General features: G+C 45.3%; 14 protein-coding genes. 4 read left to right on the forward strand and 10 right to left on the reverse strand.

Annotation, left to right across the window (positions count from 1 at the left end):
- Window positions 1–113: 113 nt before the first annotated feature.
- Window positions 114–1,769 carry a mechanosensitive ion channel family protein gene (locus IX91_RS03565; protein ID WP_004744409.1) on the reverse strand — a complete coding sequence of 552 codons (1,656 nt, stop codon included), beginning with the start codon at window positions 1,767–1,769 and terminating at the stop codon, window positions 114–116.
- Between the two features lie 449 nt (window positions 1,770–2,218).
- On the opposite strand from IX91_RS03565, the gene IX91_RS03570 reads away from it, so the two are divergent.
- Together IX91_RS03570 and IX91_RS03575 are read left to right on the forward strand one after the other, a co-directional pair.
- On the forward strand, window positions 2,219–4,573 hold the full coding sequence (locus tag IX91_RS03570; protein ID WP_004744408.1) for a S8 family serine peptidase: 2,355 nt from the start codon (window positions 2,219–2,221) through the stop codon (window positions 4,571–4,573).
- A 9-nt stretch (window positions 4,574–4,582) separates the two neighbouring features.
- Window positions 4,583–4,921, forward strand: coding sequence for a hypothetical protein (locus tag IX91_RS03575; RefSeq protein WP_004744407.1), 339 nt, complete (start codon window positions 4,583–4,585; stop codon window positions 4,919–4,921).
- 212 nt (window positions 4,922–5,133) lie between these two features.
- Here the strand turns inward: IX91_RS03575 and IX91_RS03580 are convergent, their stop codons facing one another.
- The gene (locus IX91_RS03580) at window positions 5,134–6,093 is read right to left on the reverse strand and encodes an L-threonylcarbamoyladenylate synthase (protein WP_004744406.1); all 960 of its coding nucleotides are present in this window, start codon (window positions 6,091–6,093) and stop codon (window positions 5,134–5,136) included.
- 198 nt (window positions 6,094–6,291) lie between these two features.
- On the opposite strand from IX91_RS03580, the gene lhgO reads away from it, so the two are divergent.
- Window positions 6,292–7,524 carry an L-2-hydroxyglutarate oxidase gene (gene lhgO, locus IX91_RS03585; RefSeq protein WP_004744405.1) on the forward strand — a complete coding sequence of 411 codons (1,233 nt, stop codon included), beginning with the start codon at window positions 6,292–6,294 and terminating at the stop codon, window positions 7,522–7,524.
- Here lhgO and IX91_RS03590 read toward each other — a convergent pair.
- From IX91_RS03590 to uhpT, 8 genes are all read right to left on the reverse strand, one after another.
- Complete coding sequence (locus IX91_RS03590) at window positions 7,508–8,659, reverse strand: amidohydrolase (RefSeq protein ID WP_004744404.1); 1,152 nt, start codon at window positions 8,657–8,659, stop codon at window positions 7,508–7,510. The two genes, lhgO and IX91_RS03590, sit on opposite strands and share 17 nt — an antisense overlap.
- Before the next feature lie 97 nt (window positions 8,660–8,756).
- Window positions 8,757–9,182: a VOC family protein gene (locus IX91_RS03595; protein WP_004744403.1), complete on the reverse strand. Its 426-nt coding sequence runs from the start codon at window positions 9,180–9,182 to the stop codon at window positions 8,757–8,759.
- A 120-nt stretch (window positions 9,183–9,302) separates the two neighbouring features.
- Complete coding sequence (locus IX91_RS03600; protein ID WP_004744402.1) at window positions 9,303–10,907, reverse strand: BCCT family transporter; 1,605 nt, start codon at window positions 10,905–10,907, stop codon at window positions 9,303–9,305.
- Between the two features lie 375 nt (window positions 10,908–11,282).
- Window positions 11,283–12,491: a mannose-6-phosphate isomerase, class I gene (gene manA / locus IX91_RS03605; protein ID WP_004744401.1), complete on the reverse strand. Its 1,209-nt coding sequence runs from the start codon at window positions 12,489–12,491 to the stop codon at window positions 11,283–11,285.
- 105 nt (window positions 12,492–12,596) lie between these two features.
- The gene (gene uhpC, locus IX91_RS03610) at window positions 12,597–13,937 is read right to left on the reverse strand and encodes an MFS transporter (protein ID WP_004744400.1); all 1,341 of its coding nucleotides are present in this window, start codon (window positions 13,935–13,937) and stop codon (window positions 12,597–12,599) included.
- A gap of 5 nt (window positions 13,938–13,942) precedes the next feature.
- Window positions 13,943–15,442: a signal transduction histidine-protein kinase/phosphatase UhpB gene (uhpB, locus tag IX91_RS03615; protein ID WP_004744399.1), complete on the reverse strand. Its 1,500-nt coding sequence runs from the start codon at window positions 15,440–15,442 to the stop codon at window positions 13,943–13,945.
- Entirely contained in the window at window positions 15,442–16,050 is a 609-nt protein-coding gene (gene uhpA, locus IX91_RS03620; protein ID WP_004744398.1) for a transcriptional regulator UhpA, read from the reverse strand. Before uhpA ends, uhpB begins: the two co-directional genes overlap by 1 nt.
- Before the next feature lie 137 nt (window positions 16,051–16,187).
- The gene (gene uhpT, locus IX91_RS03625; protein WP_004744397.1) at window positions 16,188–17,585 is read right to left on the reverse strand and encodes a hexose-6-phosphate:phosphate antiporter; all 1,398 of its coding nucleotides are present in this window, start codon (window positions 17,583–17,585) and stop codon (window positions 16,188–16,190) included.
- A gap of 477 nt (window positions 17,586–18,062) precedes the next feature.
- Between uhpT and IX91_RS03630 the strand changes: the two genes are divergently transcribed.
- A complete protein-coding gene (locus IX91_RS03630; protein WP_038197384.1) occupies window positions 18,063–19,070 on the forward strand; it encodes a tetratricopeptide repeat protein in 1,008 nt (335 codons plus the stop codon).
- Window positions 19,071–19,276: the final 206 nt, after the last annotated feature.

The following is a 19,276-nucleotide window of genomic DNA, read 5'->3' on the forward strand; positions in this document are numbered from 1 at the left end:
AACTGGCCTTTTTCTTTTTATGCTACCAGATGTGTATTTTGCTTAGAAAGTGTTCTTATGACTCGCTCTTAAGGAAAGAGATGTGAATCACTAACTTATTTAAGTCTGATATTTTAGTTCTCTATAGTGATCCTATTGCTATCCAACTGCGTTTTAGAATGAGAGTCTCTTGCTTTCTCCATCTGCAAAATCGTGGCTTGAACTGGGATGGCGAACTCGGCGTTGTTTTGTTTGATGATGCGTTCGACGCTAAACAGAAGTTCTTGTTGCAGCTCCAAGAAGCGTTCTCGGTTGGTGGTATCTAGATGAGCAAGAATCTCTAAGTTGATGCGATAGTTATCGAATGTCGAGAAATGCACGCGAACGGGGGACTCTAGCGTGTCTGGATGAGCGACAAGCATCGCTTCAATTTCGTGCGTGATCTTTGTAACTACGGTGGTTGGGGTACCAATTCGCAACGCGATGTCAGCTTTAAACGGGTACCGATCACGGCGACTGTAGTTAACGATCTCCATTTTAACTAATGCACCATTGGCGATGGTGATTTGCGTACGGTCTTTGGCGCGGATTCGGGTTGAACGCACACCAACACGCTCAACAACACCTGAGACTTTTCCCATCTGGCAGTAATCACCGACCGAGAGTGACTTATCTAAGAATAGAATCACACCACCAATCAGGTTTTCCATCGTTGGTCGAATGGCAAGTGCAATCGCCATCCCGCCTAAACTTAGTCCAGTAACGATGCCATACACAGGTACGCCGATTCGGTGCAATCCATAGCCGAAAATGCTGACAGCTAATGCTGAACCAACTAGTGTGCCGATAATTTGAGTAATGCTTTGGCGCAGGTTGGAGGCGTTGCGAGTTTTTGCCATGGCACTGCACGTTTTATAGCCAAGTATGTAGGCGGCCTGTGCGACCAATAACCAAACAATGAGTTCGCCAGAGATCGACATAACAGACATTAACTTACCCGTTAGATTGAGCTGGTGGTTGCTCAAATAGACAAGCGAACCAATACCTGCTGCCATAAGTAGCGGCCGTAATAGCACTAGTTTGTTGGCGCGATAAACGAGCAAGGCATAAAGTGCCAATCCGGCAGATAACACCGCTAAACCTATCCATTGCCATACCGCTTGATCGGCAACTTCTAGCATGAAGAACGGCGGTAAGCTTTCAACCCAAGTAAACCAATTTGGAGGCACGAGCTTACCAGCAGACAGCGAGAAGTAGCGGTAGAAATCTTTTACTGTGCCATCACGATTGGGTAGGTGCTTGACTAATTGATAGTTGGAATGCAGTGCTTCGACAGTTTGAGCAGAAAAAAGGAATTGTCCGTTTGGCTGCTTTTCAATCGACAGTTGAGTATTGGGGATCGTCCATCGCTCAATGCTATCTGTAGCGGGAATAGAGTTAAGATCAAACGCTGGAATTCGGTCGAGGATCTCTTTCATCAGCATGACGGATTCTAGAGAGATACGTGGGTACTCAGATTTAGGTTGCTGCGAAAAATCAAAGCATTGCACTGCTTTGTTGAACAACGCGTAGACAGACTGCCGAGCGCCTTCTTGCTGCTCGCTTGGTAAGTTTGGTAACTGTGCGAGTTGGTTGTTTGCCGCGTCGACGAGCTGATGAAAACTATCAAATGTGGCTTTGGGGCTAGTGGTGTCTGGTGGAGCGAGGGGGAACCGATCTTGTGCGTAACCCCCTGTAGTGATCACCAATAACAAGGTTGAAATAAATACATTAATAGCTGCTTTAAACATGTTTGATAAACCTAGTCTTTCCCTGACATTTATAAGCTAATTCATATCCTTTTGATTGCATACCTATGCTTTTTGCTCTCAGCCTTTTTTCACTGGATTTCGTGCTGTTCATCAAGTCAGGTTTGATTGGTACTTTCGTTTAGTTATGTGGCGTGCAACTGGCCCTTAGATTTTGAGTTCTTGGATTAAGGTTAGCTGGTTATTTAAGAGGTGTCTAAGCATAATAAGTGTTATTAAGTAATTGCTTTTTAAGGAAATAATTTTTCTAATGAGTGTTCACTTTTTAGATGTAAAGGGTGAGCCTTAGCGTAAAAATAGAGCATTAACTTTATAAAATGTTGGCTGTTTTATAATCATTCTTTATAGCTAGATAGCTTGTGAATCATCACTAGAAATGATGATTCATGAGTGGAAAATGAATAAAAATAGCTCAATGAGGAATAGAGCAGATGCATAACATAACAAGTAAAACCAAAGGGTTATTTACCCTTTCAACTATCGCAGTGGCTATGGCTGGAATCTCAGTGGCGAACGCTTCGCCTTCAATGGGATTCAATGAGGCTGATCTACCAACTAAGTACATCGTTAAATTTAAACAAGACGCACCTATGCCGTTTACTCGTGCTGGTGAGCCAGTTATGGCTGCTAGTGAAGTTCGCGAATCGGTGCTTCAGCAAGTTAAAGCTCGTAAGGTCGAAAAACTAGGATCTGAGCCAATCTACAGTGTAGAAATGGATGACAACGAGTTGTCTTCTTTGCGTACTAACGCGCAAGTGGAATACGTGGAGGTCGATCCCCCACGTTACCTGCTAAGTGAAACGACGCCGTGGGGCTACAATGCTGTAAATGCTCAGCTTTTGAATGATTCAAATGCTGGTAATCGCACGGTATGTATTATCGATTCTGGCTATGACATCAGCCACAATGACCTAAGTGGTAACCGTGTTAACGGTACCAACGATAGCGGCACAGGCTCATGGAGTTCTCCGGGCAACAACAATGCCCACGGTACGCACGTGGCTGGTACGATTGCGGCGATTGCCAATACCGAAGGTGTTAAAGGGGTAATGCCGAACCAGAATGTGAACTTACACATTGTTAAAGTGTTCAACGAATCTGGTTGGGGTTACTCATCGAGCTTAGTTAAAGCAATTCAAACTTGTGCGGATAATGGCGCCAACGTGGTTAACATGAGCTTGGGTGGTAGCCGTTCAAGTATTACTGAACAAAACGCGATGCAAGACCTTTACGACAAGGGTGTGCTGCTTATCGCAGCGGCAGGTAACTCAGGTAACACGGCACACAGCTACCCAGCATCTTATGATGCGGTAATGTCAGTTGCAGCAGTTGATACAAACAACGACCACGCTGCGTTCTCTCAGGCAACTGACCAAGTAGATATTGCAGCGCCAGGTGTAGCGGTACTTTCAACTGTGACAGTAGGTGAAGGTGTTCTGTCTGATATTACCATCAACGGTGCGAGCAGCTTTGATCGCGGCGTTGTGCCACATAACCGTAAAATCAAAACGTCCGGCAGTTACGAGTCAGCACCAGTGGCAGGTTCATTTACCGCTCCTATCGCTGCATGTGATATCTCTTCCGGTAGCTACAACTGTGGTGATATGACGGACAAGATCTGTCTAACTGAACGTATCGAAAACCAAAGAACGGGTGTTCGACCTGAAATAAACCCAGTGAAAGCATGTTCTGATGCGGGCGCTAAAGCGGCGATTGTATACAGTAATCAAGATCTACCTGGTCTTCAGAACCCATTTGTTCTGGATGACAACGATAGCTACCGTATGGTTTCAGTTACTGTTGACCGAGCATTTGGTTTAGAGCTAGCAGGTAAAGTTGGTGATACCGTGACGGTTTCTACGGAAACGGGTAAAGACTACGAGTACTACAATGGTACTTCTATGGCGACGCCACACGTAGCAGGTGTTGCAGGGCTAGTGTGGAGTTACCACCCAACTTGTACAGCAGCGCAAGTACGTAAAGCACTAAACGCAAGTGCGACAGATATTGATGTAGCAGGACGCGATGATCGCACGGGTCATGGTCTGGTGAATGCAGATGCTGCAAAAACTTACCTAGATGTGGGTTGTAATGGTCCTGTAGATACAAGCACTGTACTAGAAAACGGTGTGGCGAAAGGCCCTCTATCTGGCGCAAGCAAATCAGGTACGGTTTACACCTTTGAAGTCCCTGCAAGTGCAACTAAAGCGACATTTAAGCTAACTGGCGGTAGCGGTGATGCGGATATGTATGTCCGTTTTGACGGTACACCGACAACAAGAACATACGATTGCCGTTCATGGGAAAGCGGTAACAACGAATCTTGTTCTCTGGATGTCTCTCAAGCAGGCACATACCAAGTATTGATCGATGGCTACTCGGCGTACTCAGGTGCTTCGCTTGTTGCTACTCACAACGGTTCTGACAATGGTGGTCAAGCACCATCGAACTACAGCAACCAAAATGCAATGGCGATTCCAGACAACAGCGCGCTAGGTGCAACGAGTGAGATCGATGTACTGCGTTCTGGTGATTCTGGTACAGTGACAGTTGCAGTTGATATTAGCCATAGCTATGTGGGTGACCTTAAAGTCACGCTGACTTCACCAACTGGTGGTCAAGTTATACTGCATGAAAATACAGGCGGTTCAGCAAATGACATTCGTACCAGCTTCCAAGCCAACTTTACTGGCTTTGAGTCAAAAGGTAACTGGAAACTAAAAGCGGTAGATAGTGCTCGCCAAGATACAGGTACGATCAACAGCTGGTCACTGTCATTTCAATAAGGAGTGAATATGAAGAAGCAAGTGTTTTATGGTGTTGGTTTAGTTGTCTTAGTGATGAGCGCGGTTGCTACATTGAGCCATGCTGATAACCCAGCGTTTCCACCTGTTGATGAAAGGCAGGCAGAAGCAGAGGCTCAATCAACCCGATTCTTTGTGAAGTATCATAAAGGCACTGAGCAGCAGACTCGCGAGCTTCTTCAATCTTACCAGCTAGACATTGTCGAAACGTTAGACAGCCAACAAGTGCTGGTAGTATCGGGTAGCCAGCAGCAAGTCGATAAACTGACATCCAGTCAATACATCGACTATGTTGAGCCAGAACCGATTCGAAGCTTATACTCACAATAATACCAACCAGAATAAATATCTGGTCATGCTTGCTGGTTAAAATCGCTGATAGCTGCGTTATGGATTTTGTAGGTAGGTCAACTAGCTAGCTGCAATCCATGCCTTGCTCTAAGCGATTTTTCCTGCGCAATTATCTGAGCACCTATTTATCCTGATTGGTATAACAAAACGCCCCATCGAGAGATGGGGCGTTTTTGTATTTAGGCCTGAGCTTAAAGCTTAGACTGTGCACGACTTAATCGATCATGAACAGCCAACCACTCGTCTGAGATAGGTGGGTGTTCAACCCAGATCTCTTCGCAGCCCCATTTATCTGCCTCATCTAACGCGCGATAAAGGTCGTGAGAATAGTCAGCCACATCTGATGGCATTTGCTTCGACTTAAAGCTTTGGTTTTCAATCGCAGAAATATGCAGGCAGGCAATGTTACTCCCTTCAGCGTTTTCAATCTCAGCAAGGTCAACCAAACGTACTCTGGTATTAGGTTGGTAGTGGCTAGTCACATTTCCCGGAACGGCAACAGTGTGTGCCTTCGGTGACAGAACTTCTTCGCCCAGCGTTTCTGATAGTTGCGCTGCTGTCACCGGACCGCTGCGCAAAATACGGAAAGGCTTTTGGGTTAGGTCAATGATGGTTGACTCTAAACCATGAGCACAGTTACCGCCGTCGAGTACAGCCGCAATTCTGCCCCCTAAAGAGTTGAGTACGTGCTCGGCTGAAGTTGGGCTGAGCTTTTTATATGGGTTTGCTGAAGGTGCTGCAACAGCCATACCTGAAGATTTCAGCAAAGTAGCAAACACTTCATGAGCGGGCATGCGAATGCCTATGGTGTCCAAACCACCGGTTACCACTGGTGTCGCTTGGTCAGCTTTATTGAGCAGTACAGTCACAGGCCCAGGCCAGTACGCTTTGGCAATGGTGTACGCTTCTTGAGGAATGTCTTTTGCCCACTCAGACAGTTGCTCGACCTCTCCAATATGAACGATCAGTGGATGATTCGCTGGTCTACCTTTGGCGGCAAAGATCTTTTTCACCGCTTCTGGGTTTGATGCATCTGCAGCAAGGCCATAAACGGTTTCAGTCGGAATCGCAACAAGCTCGCCAGATGCGAGAATGTCTTTAGCTTGTTCGATATCTTTGCTGTCACTTGCCAAAAGGTGTTGCGTGTTCAATGTCTCTTCCTCAAACAACCAATAGGGTTAGAAAATCTAAGCGGGCTATTTTAACCATGTTTCACAAAGTTTCGACGTTTAATTGAGTATGAATTGTATCTATCGATAAGTTTTTTCTATATCAGTCGATCTTTCAATCGCTTAACGTCACGATTAATATTGGTGGCTAGGATTAGTTTGGTGGCAAGGAGCAATAGAGTGGATCAGAGTTACGATTACATTGTGATAGGTGGTGGGATAGTCGGTGTCTCGACGGCTTGGCAATTGCAAAATCGTTATCCGGACAAGTCCATTCTCTTGCTAGAAAAAGAGCAGCAACTCTCATCTCATCAAACCGGGCACAACAGTGGTGTGATTCACGCTGGTGTTTACTATGCGCCGGGAAGTTTGAAAGCGGAATTTTGTAAGGCCGGAGTTGCCGCTACAATGGACTTCTGTAACAAGCATGATATTAAGGTCGAGAATTGTGGCAAATTGCTGGTTGCAACAAGCCCAATTGAAGTAGAGCGTATGCAAGCATTGTATACCCGTTGTCAGCAAAATGGCATAGAGGTTGAGCTAATTGATCAGCAAGAGCTTAAAAGGCGCGAACCTAACATTGTTGGGTTGGGGGCTATTGCCGTTTCAGCCACCAGTATTGTGGATTATCGCCAAGTCACCGAGGCGATGGCACAAGAGTTTCGCCAAGCGGGCGGACAGGTGTGCCTTGGAACACCTGTGGTGAACTTACAAGAGTACTCAGATAGGGTTGAGGTCTCGGTTGTCAGTGACGGCCAGGCGCAATTACTTCGAGGTCAGTTTCTGGTCGTCTGTTCGGGGTTAATGGCCGATCGCATGACCAAGATGATGGGGCTACAAACGGATTTTCAGATCATTCCTTATCGCGGTGAATATTACCGCCTAGCGCCTAAGAACAACCAGATCGTCAACCATCTAATTTACCCAATTCCTGATCCTGATTTACCTTTTCTTGGTGTTCATCTCACTCGTATGATTGATGGCAGTGTTACAGTTGGACCGAATGCGGTGCAAGGATGGAAAAGGGAAGGTTACGCACGCATTAACTTTAGTTTTCGTGACGTGTGCGAAATGCTCTCGTTCAGTGGTTTCTGGAAACTGACGGCTAAGCATCTAAAAACGGGGTTGATTGAGACGAAAAACTCTTGGTGGAAAGCTGGCTATTTGAAATTGGTAAATAAGTACTGCCCAAAAATTCGAGTTGAAGATCTTGAGCCCTATCCAGCAGGGATTAGAGCTCAAGCTGTGCTAAAAGATGGCACGCTAGTACACGATTTTCTGTTTGCAGAAAGCCCGCGTAGCTTGCACGTGTGCAATGCCCCTTCACCCGCAGCGACCTCTTCTATCCCAATAGGTAGTTATATTTGCGACAAGATTGCGAGCAAGCAAGCTAAGACTATTCAAGACCATTAATTTGCTTAATAAGGTCGAGAAACAAAGCGTGCCCAATAGGGATTAGCTCGTCCTCAAAGTCATAGTCAGGGTTATGTAGCTGAGGTGTGTCGACACCGGCTCCCAAAGCAAACATTGCTCCTTGCTTTGCTACTGCGGTGAATTGGCCAAAATCTTCAGACCAGCGCATAGGTTCATCCAGCAAGATGTATTCCGTGGACGTGTTGCGACACGCCTGAACGACGCGATCACAGCCTTCATTTGAGTTAACACTTGCCTGAAAAACATCATCAAAACCGAATTCTATTTCTAATCCGGCCTTGTGAGCACAATCGCGCGCGAACTTTTGTGTGATCTCTACTAAGGTATCCATTGCTTGATTGGTCTCGCTACGAAGTGTTGCCATGACAACTGCATCTCCAGGGGCAGTACCAAAAGCCACTTCGCCAAGCTTGGCATGGATGACGGTAACCCATAGTTTATCTTCGACGCCTTGTTCGGCTAGCTCTTCTGGAAGCTGGTTGAGTTTTTCGATGATCTGGCACATTGCGCTAGCGGGGCTGATACCATCCTCAGGGTGTGCGGCATGTGATGTTTTGCCGCTGAGTTTAATGATGATTCCGCGGGAAGCACAATTAAAAGTCCCTGCTCGTACTGCTACCGAGCCAAGTTTTAGTCCTGGATAGTTATGTAGTGCAAAGGCGTAGTCTGGCTTTAGGGGAGCGAATTTCTCATCGTTGACCATATCAATTGCGCCAGCCCCTGTTTCTTCTGCTGGCTGAAAGCAAAGTATCACTCTTCCAGATTGCGGTTTGCGAGTCGCGAGTGTGGTGCCCAAAGCAGAGATAATCGCCATATGACCATCGTGGCCACATTTATGTGACACGCCATCAAGGATAGAGCGATGGTCAAAGGTGTTTTGTTCTTGTATTGGTAGGGCGTCTAATTCGCAGCGTATTAAGGTTGAAGGCCCTGTTTCTTGACCGTGGAAGACAAATGCGACGCCATGACCACCAAGCTGAGTGTGGACTTCATCCGGCGAGAAGCTTTCAAACACGCGAGTTATCCGCAGAGCCGTTTGTTGCTCTTGATGTGAAAGTTCGGGGTGCTGATGAATGTTTTTTCTAAGCTGAGTAAGTTGGGGGAGATCTAACATGCGCTATCCATACACTTTTTAACCAGTGAAATACTATACGCTGAGGCTAAAAACAGTATGTTGATGAGGCTCTAACTATCTAAATTCGAGTGATTTTCTAATTGGTGGTAATTTTAAAGGGTTTAAGTTCCACAACATTGCCCTCAGGATCATCAACGTAAACAGAGCGACCGTATCCTTGTGCGCCGTATCGTTCGGCAAAGCTTGATGTAGTTATATTGTGTTGCTTTAGGTAGGCGAGTAATTCCTCTTCCTCAAATGCGGATACTTGCAGACAGAAATGGTCAACGTTTCTACCGTTTTGTTGTGGCGCTTTGCCTCCCATTCGACCTAGTTCACTATCGACTGTCACTATGTCAATTAATGCGCTCCCCGCTCTGAGTTGGGTAAGCCCAATATCGAGCTTTTCTCGTTCAATCACGCAGCCAAGAATCTCTTGATAAAAGTGCACCATGTTATCGAGCTGGCTCGTTCGCAGCACAATATGATCGAGTGCGATGATATTGATAGGCCGTTTACTCATTGATTGCTGCCTCCTCTAAAGCCATAAATTTAGTATACGCAGTTGTGGAAGAGGTGATCGATTGAGAAAAATAAAAAAGGGCGCCAGAAATAGCGCCCATTGAGTTTGTTTCGCTTAGAGTTAGGCCGTTACTTGTCGAGTCGAGGACTGATAAGCCGGTAGCTCTGAGCGCAAGCCTTTGATCAGGCTGACACACATTACGAGTAGGACAAGAGTGAAAGGAAGACCTGTTGCAACAACCCCAGATTGAAGCGCTTGCAATGCCTCTTTACCACCAATCCAAAGCATAACCGCTGCAATCGAGCCTTCGATACATGCCCAGAAGATACGTTGTGGGATAGGTGCATCAATTTTGCCACCAGCGGTGATACTGTCGATAACGAGTGAACCAGAGTCTGATGAGGTAATAAAGAAAACCAAAATTAGGACAATTGAAAGTACAGAAATGACTGAGCTGTATGGCAGAGCATCATAAACCTGGAACAAGGTCAGCGAAATATCGGTTAAGCCATTCGCACCAAGCTCACCGACTTGGTTGACGACCTGATCAAGAGCAATACCACCGAATACCGACATCCAAATAAGCGTCACTGTGGTTGGAATAATTATCACTGCAAACAGGAATTCACGTACAGTTCGACCTTTTGATACGCGCGCGATAAACATACCAACAAATGGTGACCAAGAAACCCACCAAGCCCAATAGAACACCGTCCAACCGTGCATCCAGCCAGTATCTTCGCGGCCGTGAGGGTTGCTTAGCGGGATAATGTTTTGTGCATAGGCAATGGTCGTGTCCCAAAGTGACAGCATTGCAGTGTCAAAACTGATGAACAATACAAACGCAAGTAAAGCAAAAGCAATCACCATGTTGATGTTGCTTAAAAGCTTAACGCCTCCATCGATACCGCGAATAACAGAGAGCACCGCAATGCAGGTCACGAAAGTGATCACGATCATCTGCATGCCGATGCCACCATCAAGACCAAATACATGATTGATTCCGCTGGTGGCTTGCTGTGCGCCTAAACCTAAAGAAGTGGCTAAGCCAAACAAAGTAGCGAGGACGGCGAGAATATCGATTACATGACCTAGCCAGCCCCAAGCTTTATCGCCAAACAGTGGGTAAAAAGCCGATCGTAGTGAAAGTGGTAGTCCTTTATTAAAGGCAAAGAAGGCCAAAGATAGCGCCACAATAGCGTAGATTGCCCAACCGTGAATACCCCAGTGGAACATAGTGGCACCCATAGCAAGCGCTTTCGCTTCTTCACTATATGCTTCCGCGTTAAGCGGCGTACCGTACCAATCAGTAAAGTATGCCGTTGGCTCGGCAACGCTCCAGAAAAGTAACCCTATTCCCATACCAGCTGCAAACAGCATGGATAGCCATGAAATGGTTGAGTGCTCGGCTTTGGCATCGATCCCACCAATACGGATCTTGCCTAGAGGGGAGAGTAGGAGCACTGCGGCGAACAAAATGAAGAAGTTTGCAGACCACATAAAGAAGGAGTCAAAATCTACAATAATGCTGTTTTTAAGACCGTTCAGAGCGTCTCGAGCAGTAGTTGGGTCAACAATTAAAAGAGTCAGTAGACAAAGGATCACAAGGCCAGCACTAATCCCAAATACCGGATTGTGGATATCGAATCCCCACTTTTGTACGTTGTCTTGTCCAACTTGATAATCAGTGGTTTCGATACTGTATTTTTTTAATGCATTTTCCATAAATACAAGGTTTACGTTTTTATAATGTGTTTCACTTTTTCAAGAAAAACACTAAAAGCGCCCTCCATTTGTTTTGAGTTCAAAGTAATTTTTGCGGCGCAACTATAACCTTTAGTGTATTTAACTGCAAATTTGCTGCGGAAATGATCAGTAACCTCTTTTATCTTGGTTAGTTTTCTAATGTTTTGATGTGTAAGTTTTATAGGCTGTTCAATAATGGATTGATGACGTCAGTTAAGCTCCAAGGAAGAAGACAGTTTTTTGGCTGAACTATCGTGACACAGGTGCTGTTGCAGCACTAAAAGCGCCTATTGAGCAAAATAGGCGCGTTTGGTCTTTGGTTTAGCTGGTTGAAATCGTTAATGTTTAGTGATTTTAACCATTAAAAGCACGAGCTACTCGACCTTCACTACTGATGGTGTATTGCTTAACGTAAGCAGGTACGAAAGCAGATTGTCCTTTACCCAGTATCAGAGTTTCTCCGCTGTCAGCATGTAGCGTTAGATCATTATCAATTGGCATGAGAATTTCTGCACTCGACATTTGCACTGGTTGCTGTTGTGGATCGCGGTAGATTGAGAACTTGAAATCTTGTACAGGAACAGGGAAGTGATGCTCACAACCTTTTACCTCAGCATGTGTAAGCAAAGAGTTGATTGACTTAGGAATAAAATCCGTACATTTGACCAGTTCTTCAACATCCATGTGTTTAGGGGTTAAGCCAGCACGCAACACATTGTCGGAGTTCGCCATAATCTCGAGGCCAGTACCTTTGATGTAGGCGTGAGGGGTTCTGGCACTTAAGAACATGGCTTCCCCGGCCTTAAGAGTAATGACATTAAGCAGAAATGGTGCGAACAAGCCGACATCATTCGGGTATTGCTGTGAAAGAGACAAAATGAGTTCACAAGTCGCACAGGTATTGTTCGATGCTGCATAGCTAAGTAGATGATCAAGAGCATTGGTTTTGCGCTCTTCTTGCATCGATAGTAGCTCTACAAAGAAAGTAGACAAACCCTCTTGGTTTGGATTGCGTTCAAACTGAGCTAAATATTCGCTGATCTCAGGAATGTCACACTGCTTGAAAGCGTCAATGATTTCATTGAATGGGCGAAAACCGTTCATCGCTTGGTAGTCGGTGAGTGCGTAAACGAGCTCAGGCTTGTGGTTGGCGTCTTTGTAGTTACGATTGAAAGCGCCTAGCGGGATACCAAGCTTTTGTTCGTTCGCATAGCCTTGCTCTGCATCTTGCTTGTTAGGGTGTACTTGGATCGACAAGGCTTTATCTGCCGCAAGAATTTTGAACAGAAAAGGCAAGTCGCCATAAATGTTTGACGTGTTTTGCGATAAGAATGCTGATGGGTTTGGTTTGATCAAATCTGACAGCGAAATACTGTCACCTCCTTGTTTGATCATCGAGCAACCATTTGGGTGGGTGCCCATCCAGACTTCGGCTTGCGGTTGCTGCTTGTCGTTGGCGAAACCAAACAAACCTTGGATGGCAGTACGACTTCCCCAGTCGTAGTTTTGGATCTTGTTGTCCATTTTGAAGAAGCTTTTTGGTGAAATAGTATTCAAAATCATAAATTTTACCCGTAGAAAACCCTCCGAACTGAATCGGAAGCAAAAAAGAGTGGAGGTAGTTGGGTGAGCGGTTAACTCACCCTAAGATGTGTAGCGTGGCGGTCGCTATAATCGAAGCTTTGGCGCCAGAGGTTTGCGTGAAGGCTGCGCCTGAAGAAAGGGCAGTAACAGTAAGCCAATAACGGCGGCACACACCGATATAGTGATAAAGAATCCGGTCCAGCCATATTCTTCAAGAATCAGTGCTAATGGGTAGCCCGATAATGCTGCTCCCATATAGGCGAACAATCCGACAAAACCTGTTGCGGCGCCTGCCGAGTCTTTGTGTGAACATTCCGCTGCAGCCATACCAATCAACATCTGCGGACCAAACACAAAGAAGCCAATGGAGAAAAGCCCAGCTGCTTGAAAGGCGAAATTAGTCAAAGGCATTAACCATAAAGCGGCAACCGACAAGAAAATACCCGCGGCAAACAGCAGATTCATAGGGCCGCGATTACCACCGAACAGTTTGTCAGAGCCCCAACCCGCAACAAGAGAGCCGACAAAGCCGCCGATTTCAAACATAGACAGCGCAGCGTTGGCATTAATTAAACTGTAATGGTGTTGCTCTGTAAGGTATAAGTTGCCCCAGTCATTAATCGCAGTTCGAACGATGTAAACCAGCACATAGCTAAAAGCGAGCAACCATATGTATTTATTGCTGAATACGTATTGCTGCAAGATCTCTTTGTAGCTAAGGCCATGTCCGTGATTTTCTTGGGCGAGTTCCAATCCGTCGTTTCGCCATTGCCCCACGGTCGGTAAACCGAGTGTGGTGGGCTTATCTCTTAAACGCCAGCAGACGATAATACCGAGAATAACCCCGATAATACCTGGAATGATAAAGCCTTCACGCCAGCTATAGTGGAGGATGAGAAAGCCAACAAGCAGTGGGATCAGTGCGCCGCCGACGTTGTGTGCGGTATTCCAGATTGCCCACATAAAGCCACGTTCAGAACGGGAATACCAAGTAGTGAGAAGTTTAGAGCACGAAGGCCATCCCCATCCTTGAAACCATGCGTTCATTACCCATAATGCCGCTAATGTCACCAAAGAGCTTGAGAAACCAAAAGCGATGTTGATCAATCCGGTCGCAATCAAACCGACTCCCATGAAAAAGCGTGGGTTAGAACGGTCAGAAATGGTGCCTGAAATGAACTTTGACAGCCCGTAAGTGATGTAGAAAAGGGTGCCAATTAAGCCTATATCACCTTTATCTAGCCCCAAGTCGACAATCATTGCAGGTGCAGCGTAGTTGAATGTTTTACGGGTGAAGTAAAAGCCCGCATAGCCAAGGTACATACCAACCATGATATGCAGACGCCAGTAACGATAGCGTTCATCAACTCGAATTTTACTAAGCGGAGCTTGGTTATAGCTCGGCGATTGAAATAGGCCAAACATGCTGGTTATTCCTTAGGTAATGTGATGGCGATTTGTGTACCATCAACATGATCGTTTAAGGAGTAGATATACATTTTGCCGCCAAGTGCTTGAAGTCGCTCTTGCATACCACGGACACCCATTCCTTTCATACAGTCTTCAGCTTTAAAGCCTATACCGTTGTCTGCGATGTTCAGTGACAAGTCATCTTCGATTGATAGTTCGATAACGATTGACGTTGCGTTGGCGTATTTGGCGGCGTTGTTTAACGCTTCCTGACATAGGCGGAAAAGGGTCACGTTTAATGTGTCACTTAACGAGCCGTAATCACCGCTCCAATCAAGTACGACGCGAGTACCGTGATTATCGAACTCCATTTCACGAGTTAGCTGTTGGACAGATTCTTTGAGATCCAAATCATCGAGCATTTTCGGTCTTAGTTTGCTAAGTAAGTGTTTGGTCGTGTCATACACGTTCAATGAAAGGCTCTCTATCATATCCGCAGAGCGAGTATTGATTTCAGCGTTATCGACTCGCTTAATAATGCTGGCTTGAGTTCGAATGGCGGTGATGTTTTGACCAATTTCGTCGTGCAGTTCTCGCGCTACATCACGACGGACTGATTCTTCGGCTTGTATTAGTTGGCGAGACAGCGTCTGATTGCGAGATAATTCTCCACGTAGTTTTTGGTTGAGATCTTTCTGCTTTTGCACGGCTAGACCGAGCATAATTCCAGTTAGAGTTTGAGCTGAAATAGATAAAAGGAGATCGGTAATCTCTAAGTTAGATACACCGCTTTTCGCAGCAATGAGTGCAATACTATTGAGCATGGTGGCAAGCAGTGCTCCCTGCCAACCATAACGCAGAGCGAGCACTATGATCGGAATCGCCATACAGAAAGGGGCAAATCTTTTTAGTTCGTCGGGCAAACTGGTTTGAATCAAAATACTGGCAATTAGAAGTACGGCGTACAACAAGATATGACGCACTTTGAACTCAACATTGTTTGCCAGCAAATTAGACGTGATCGGTGACCATGGGCTTAGAAATAGATAATTCCAAAGCAGATAGCACATCGGCAAGATCATTAACCCTCCAGCAATACTCGCTAGCCAGAGCATGTAGACCGATTCAACATGAAAGCCGACCGCGGCGACATTGATACAAGATGTGATCAGGATAACAACCGCCATTACAGCAAGGTGCTGGTTTTGATTGCCGGTATAGTATTTCTTTGCGAGGTGAACCACTGGAATGCTTAACACACTGGCGACAAGAACCATCAACCATTGCGGCTGTTCTAAAAGCATCGCCAGCGCGATAGTTAGCCCCCACTCTGCGAGGTATATCGTCACCCAGTATTTAGAGCGAGTGTGCAGAGTAATGCCTAGACGAAGCGCAAACGGAAACAGCAAGATCGCAAGCTCAGCATCGTTGACAAAATAGTAGGCGATGACCCACAGGCAAAACCATGCACAAGCTGTCATGAATAGGCCGCAAATGGATGTCGCAAGGTAACTACGCATTACAGTGGCTCTTTAGAAAACAGCTTTGCCAGCTCGACGTTATTTTTAACCCCAAGCTTGTCGAGAGCATTAGAACGATGAACGTGAACCGTTTTATGACTAAGTCCAAGCTCAACCGCGACAGATTTCACATCTAACCCTCGGGTAAGTAGTTGGCACACCTCGCTTTCTCTACGCGTGAGTTGAGTCAGCGTGGTCGATTTATCACTTGGAGTGGTTAATTTTAGGGCAATATCAGGTGTCAGATAGCAGCCACCAGAAGCACTGGTTCTAACTGCTTGAACCAGCTCATCGGGACTACAGCGTTTGCTAAGGTAGCCCTTCGCACCAAGCTTTAGTGACTTTTCTACCATAGCTGGAGAGTCGTGAACGCTTAACATTACGCAAGCGATGCCGGAGGGAATTTCGTCTAGTAGGGTAAGCCCACTTTCGTCTGCCATCGAGATATCTAAAATGACTACATCAGGCTTGCAACTAGGCAAGCCAATGCGAGCCTCCGCAACTGAGCTAAATTCGCCCACAACGTTCATGTCTGTTTCTAAACTCAATAGTTGAGCGAAACCAGAACGAACAATGATATGGTCATCAACTAGCGCTACGTTAATCATTATAAATACCCAAACATCGTGATAAGCAAACGAAAATGAGCTCTCAAAGAGCTCAAAGAAAAATTCGCCATGATACTAAATTGAACTGCTTAATTTAATGATCTTGCGCGCCTTGGCTGGCAAAGCGCGCTTTGTGATCATGCTTGGCTTTCTGCCAGTTCAAGTTTCTTCTTGTTTTGGCGGATCTTTTTCTCTTCTGCAATCGCAACGAAAGCAAGCAAAGTGATACAGATAAACGCTGAAGTATCGAGGGCCGCAAAGGTACCTTTCCAACCTGTTAAGCCGAAAATTGGGGTTCCATCGGCTATCATGCCTAAACCTAATTTGGCAAAACTATCACCGATTAAGTAGGCAAATGTGCCTTTCACACCGTCTGCCACACTGATGGCTTTCTTAGGGACAAAACCAACCGCTGCAACACCGATTAAAAGTTGTGGACCAAACACCAAGAAACCAAGGACGAACAGAGACGCTAAGTACATAAACTCGCTAGTAGCGTGTTGATAAAATTCTAGTGAAACAATGATTAAGCCCAGAGAAACACAAGCCACTAAAGCACGGCGACCATTTGCGAGATCGGATAGGTAACCCCACATCAACGTACCGACTAGAGCACCGACCTCAAACAGGGTGAAGCCAGAGATAGCCGTTTCTTTGGATAGACCAAGTTCTTGGTAAGCGTAAACGGTAGACCATTGGTCGATACCAATACGTACGATGTAAAGGAAGATATTGGCAAAGCAAAGTAGCCAGATGACTTTGTTTTTCAGAACGTACTCAACAAAGATCTCTTTCTTGGTCATTTGATGTTCTTCAGCCGCTTCGTCTTCTTCGCTCACTGCTTCATCAAATAATTCTTCCACTTTACCTAAGCCGTAGGCTTCAGGAGAGTCGTTACCATAGCGCATACCGATGAAACCCACGATGATGGCAATGATAGAAGGGAAGACGAACATACCGATTACATGACCATCGAATAGGTAGTTCGCACCAAATAGAGCCACACCTGCAGCGCCCGCGCCACCAACGTTGTGCGACATATTCCACAGGCCTAGGTATGAACCGCGTTTGTTACGAGGCGTCCATTTGGTAATGGTTGAGTAACTTGATGGTCCACCCGTACTTTGGAAGAAACCACTTAGAGCGTAGAAGGCCACCATTAAGAAAAGGCTTGCGCTGCCACCACCCATGCTGAAGCTGAAACCAAGCATAGCCAAACCAGAGAGGATAAGCATAAAAGGAAGGAACTGCTTGGTGTTTTTGCCGTCAGCGTAGTAAGAAACGACTGTCTTACCAATACCGTAAGTAATTGAGAAGCCAAGACCTATCAAGCCTAAGTCAGTCATCGACAAGCCGTAAGTTGAAATCATGTCGTTTTGCGCGACATTGAAGTTTTTACGGATCAAATACATGGTTAAGTAGCCAATAAATACCACCAAGTAAGATTGGATAAATGGCTTAAACCACATTTTTCTGCGGGCTTCGACGGGAAGGTCGAGGGTAGGTTTCCGGACTTGTTCCAGGAATTTTAACATCATCAACTCTCTTCTATTTGGGTGATGCACAGAGTGCTCTATTCTTTTTTCTGCCAGCGATTTTATAGAGTCGCTTTGTTAACCACATGAGAGGGGGGCTTAGATCGGCTAGGAAAAATTCCTAGTAACGACTGAATAGCGCAGAAAGCGTGAAAATCATCACGTTCTTAGTGAGTGTTTTGTCGGAAGGAGTGGAAACTGAACAGATTTCGGTAGAGGGATAGCCTCTAAAGCAACAATTCTAGTGTATGCACTAGTTGCAGAGATGCACGTTTTCGACAGAGGCAAAGTCAAAGAGGTTCCCTATATGACTGCTCTTATCTTGGTTTTATGAGAACGATTGCATTAGATGGAACTGAACTATAGTGTGAGTTTGTTTGCATAAAATTTACTGGCTTTAGATTTTTGCAATTAATGAAATATAGGATGTGTTTGGAAAGATAAATACAATTAATCAATAGGTTAAATTAGGTTGTTATGAATAAAAGCCGATGCACTATCCTCACATGTTTCTCGTTATTAATGTCCACTCAGGCGTTTTCTTATGATCTTAGTTGGGAGCTGTTTGAAGGTGATGACCTCGCGCTGCTAAAAAAGGCTGAAACTTCAAGCGACCCAGACGTACTCTATAAAGCGGCTAACTTGTTGATAGATGAGTCTGTTATGCAAGCGAATATAGACAGAGCTCATGAATATCTAGAACAAGCACTAAAGTCAGGTCATGATGGCGCTGAAACTCTCAAAGCAGATTTAGAGTATTCGGATGGTAACTATGAAGAAGCACTCTCGTGGTATCACAAAGCTGAAGACGGACAAGATCCCTATGTACTGTATAGTTTAGGTGTTATGTATTTTGATGGTGAAGGTACAGAACAAGACGTAAAAAAAGGCAACGAGTACTACTTAGCCTCAGCAAAACTTGGCGATGATGACGCTATGTACCAACTCGCTTTTTCCTACAACGATGGTGTTGGAGTCGAAAAGGACTACGCCAAAGCTGCATATTGGTTTGAGCAAGCGGCAAAACAACAGAATGCTAGTGCGATCTATAACTTAGGGATCGCTTACCTCAATGGTGAAGGCGTTGAGATGAACTGCCAAAAAGCGATACAACACTTCGAGCACGCAATTGAACTTGAAGATCATACTCGCTCGGTGGCGAAACTTGGTGATATTTACTACTACCCGAAATACAAACAGCGTTGCGGTTTCAAAACGACGGATTACGCTAAGTCCTTTGAGCACTTCCAAAAAGCAGCAATGCGAGATGATACTTACGCCCAATATATGGTGGGATACGCGTATCGAAATGGTCATGGTGTATTCAGTGATTTTGCCAAATCATTAGCATGGTTCGAGATTGCTCAGGAAAATGGCGATGAGGATGCCGAAAAAGAAATCCTTAATGTGAAGCAATATATGTCTAACGATGAACTCGCTAAAGCACAGCAGTACAAAAACGAAATCATCGACGAAATTTGGTAAACATACAAAAAAGGCGCTAACTCTAAGAGCTAGCGCCTTTCCAAACGTTTGGTGGGCTGGCGCAAGTTGAACCGAACATATAAATATCTGATTTTAAATGCCAATCTTCAGTTTAAAATTGTGTCTGTGTATTCAGTAGTGTACCGATAAACTCGACTTTATTTTGGTTTAATGCGAAAGTGTGAGGAAAATCACAACCAGTAAGC

Source organism: Vibrio tubiashii ATCC 19109 (assembly GCF_000772105.1).
GTDB lineage: Bacteria > Pseudomonadota > Gammaproteobacteria > Enterobacterales > Vibrionaceae > Vibrio > Vibrio tubiashii.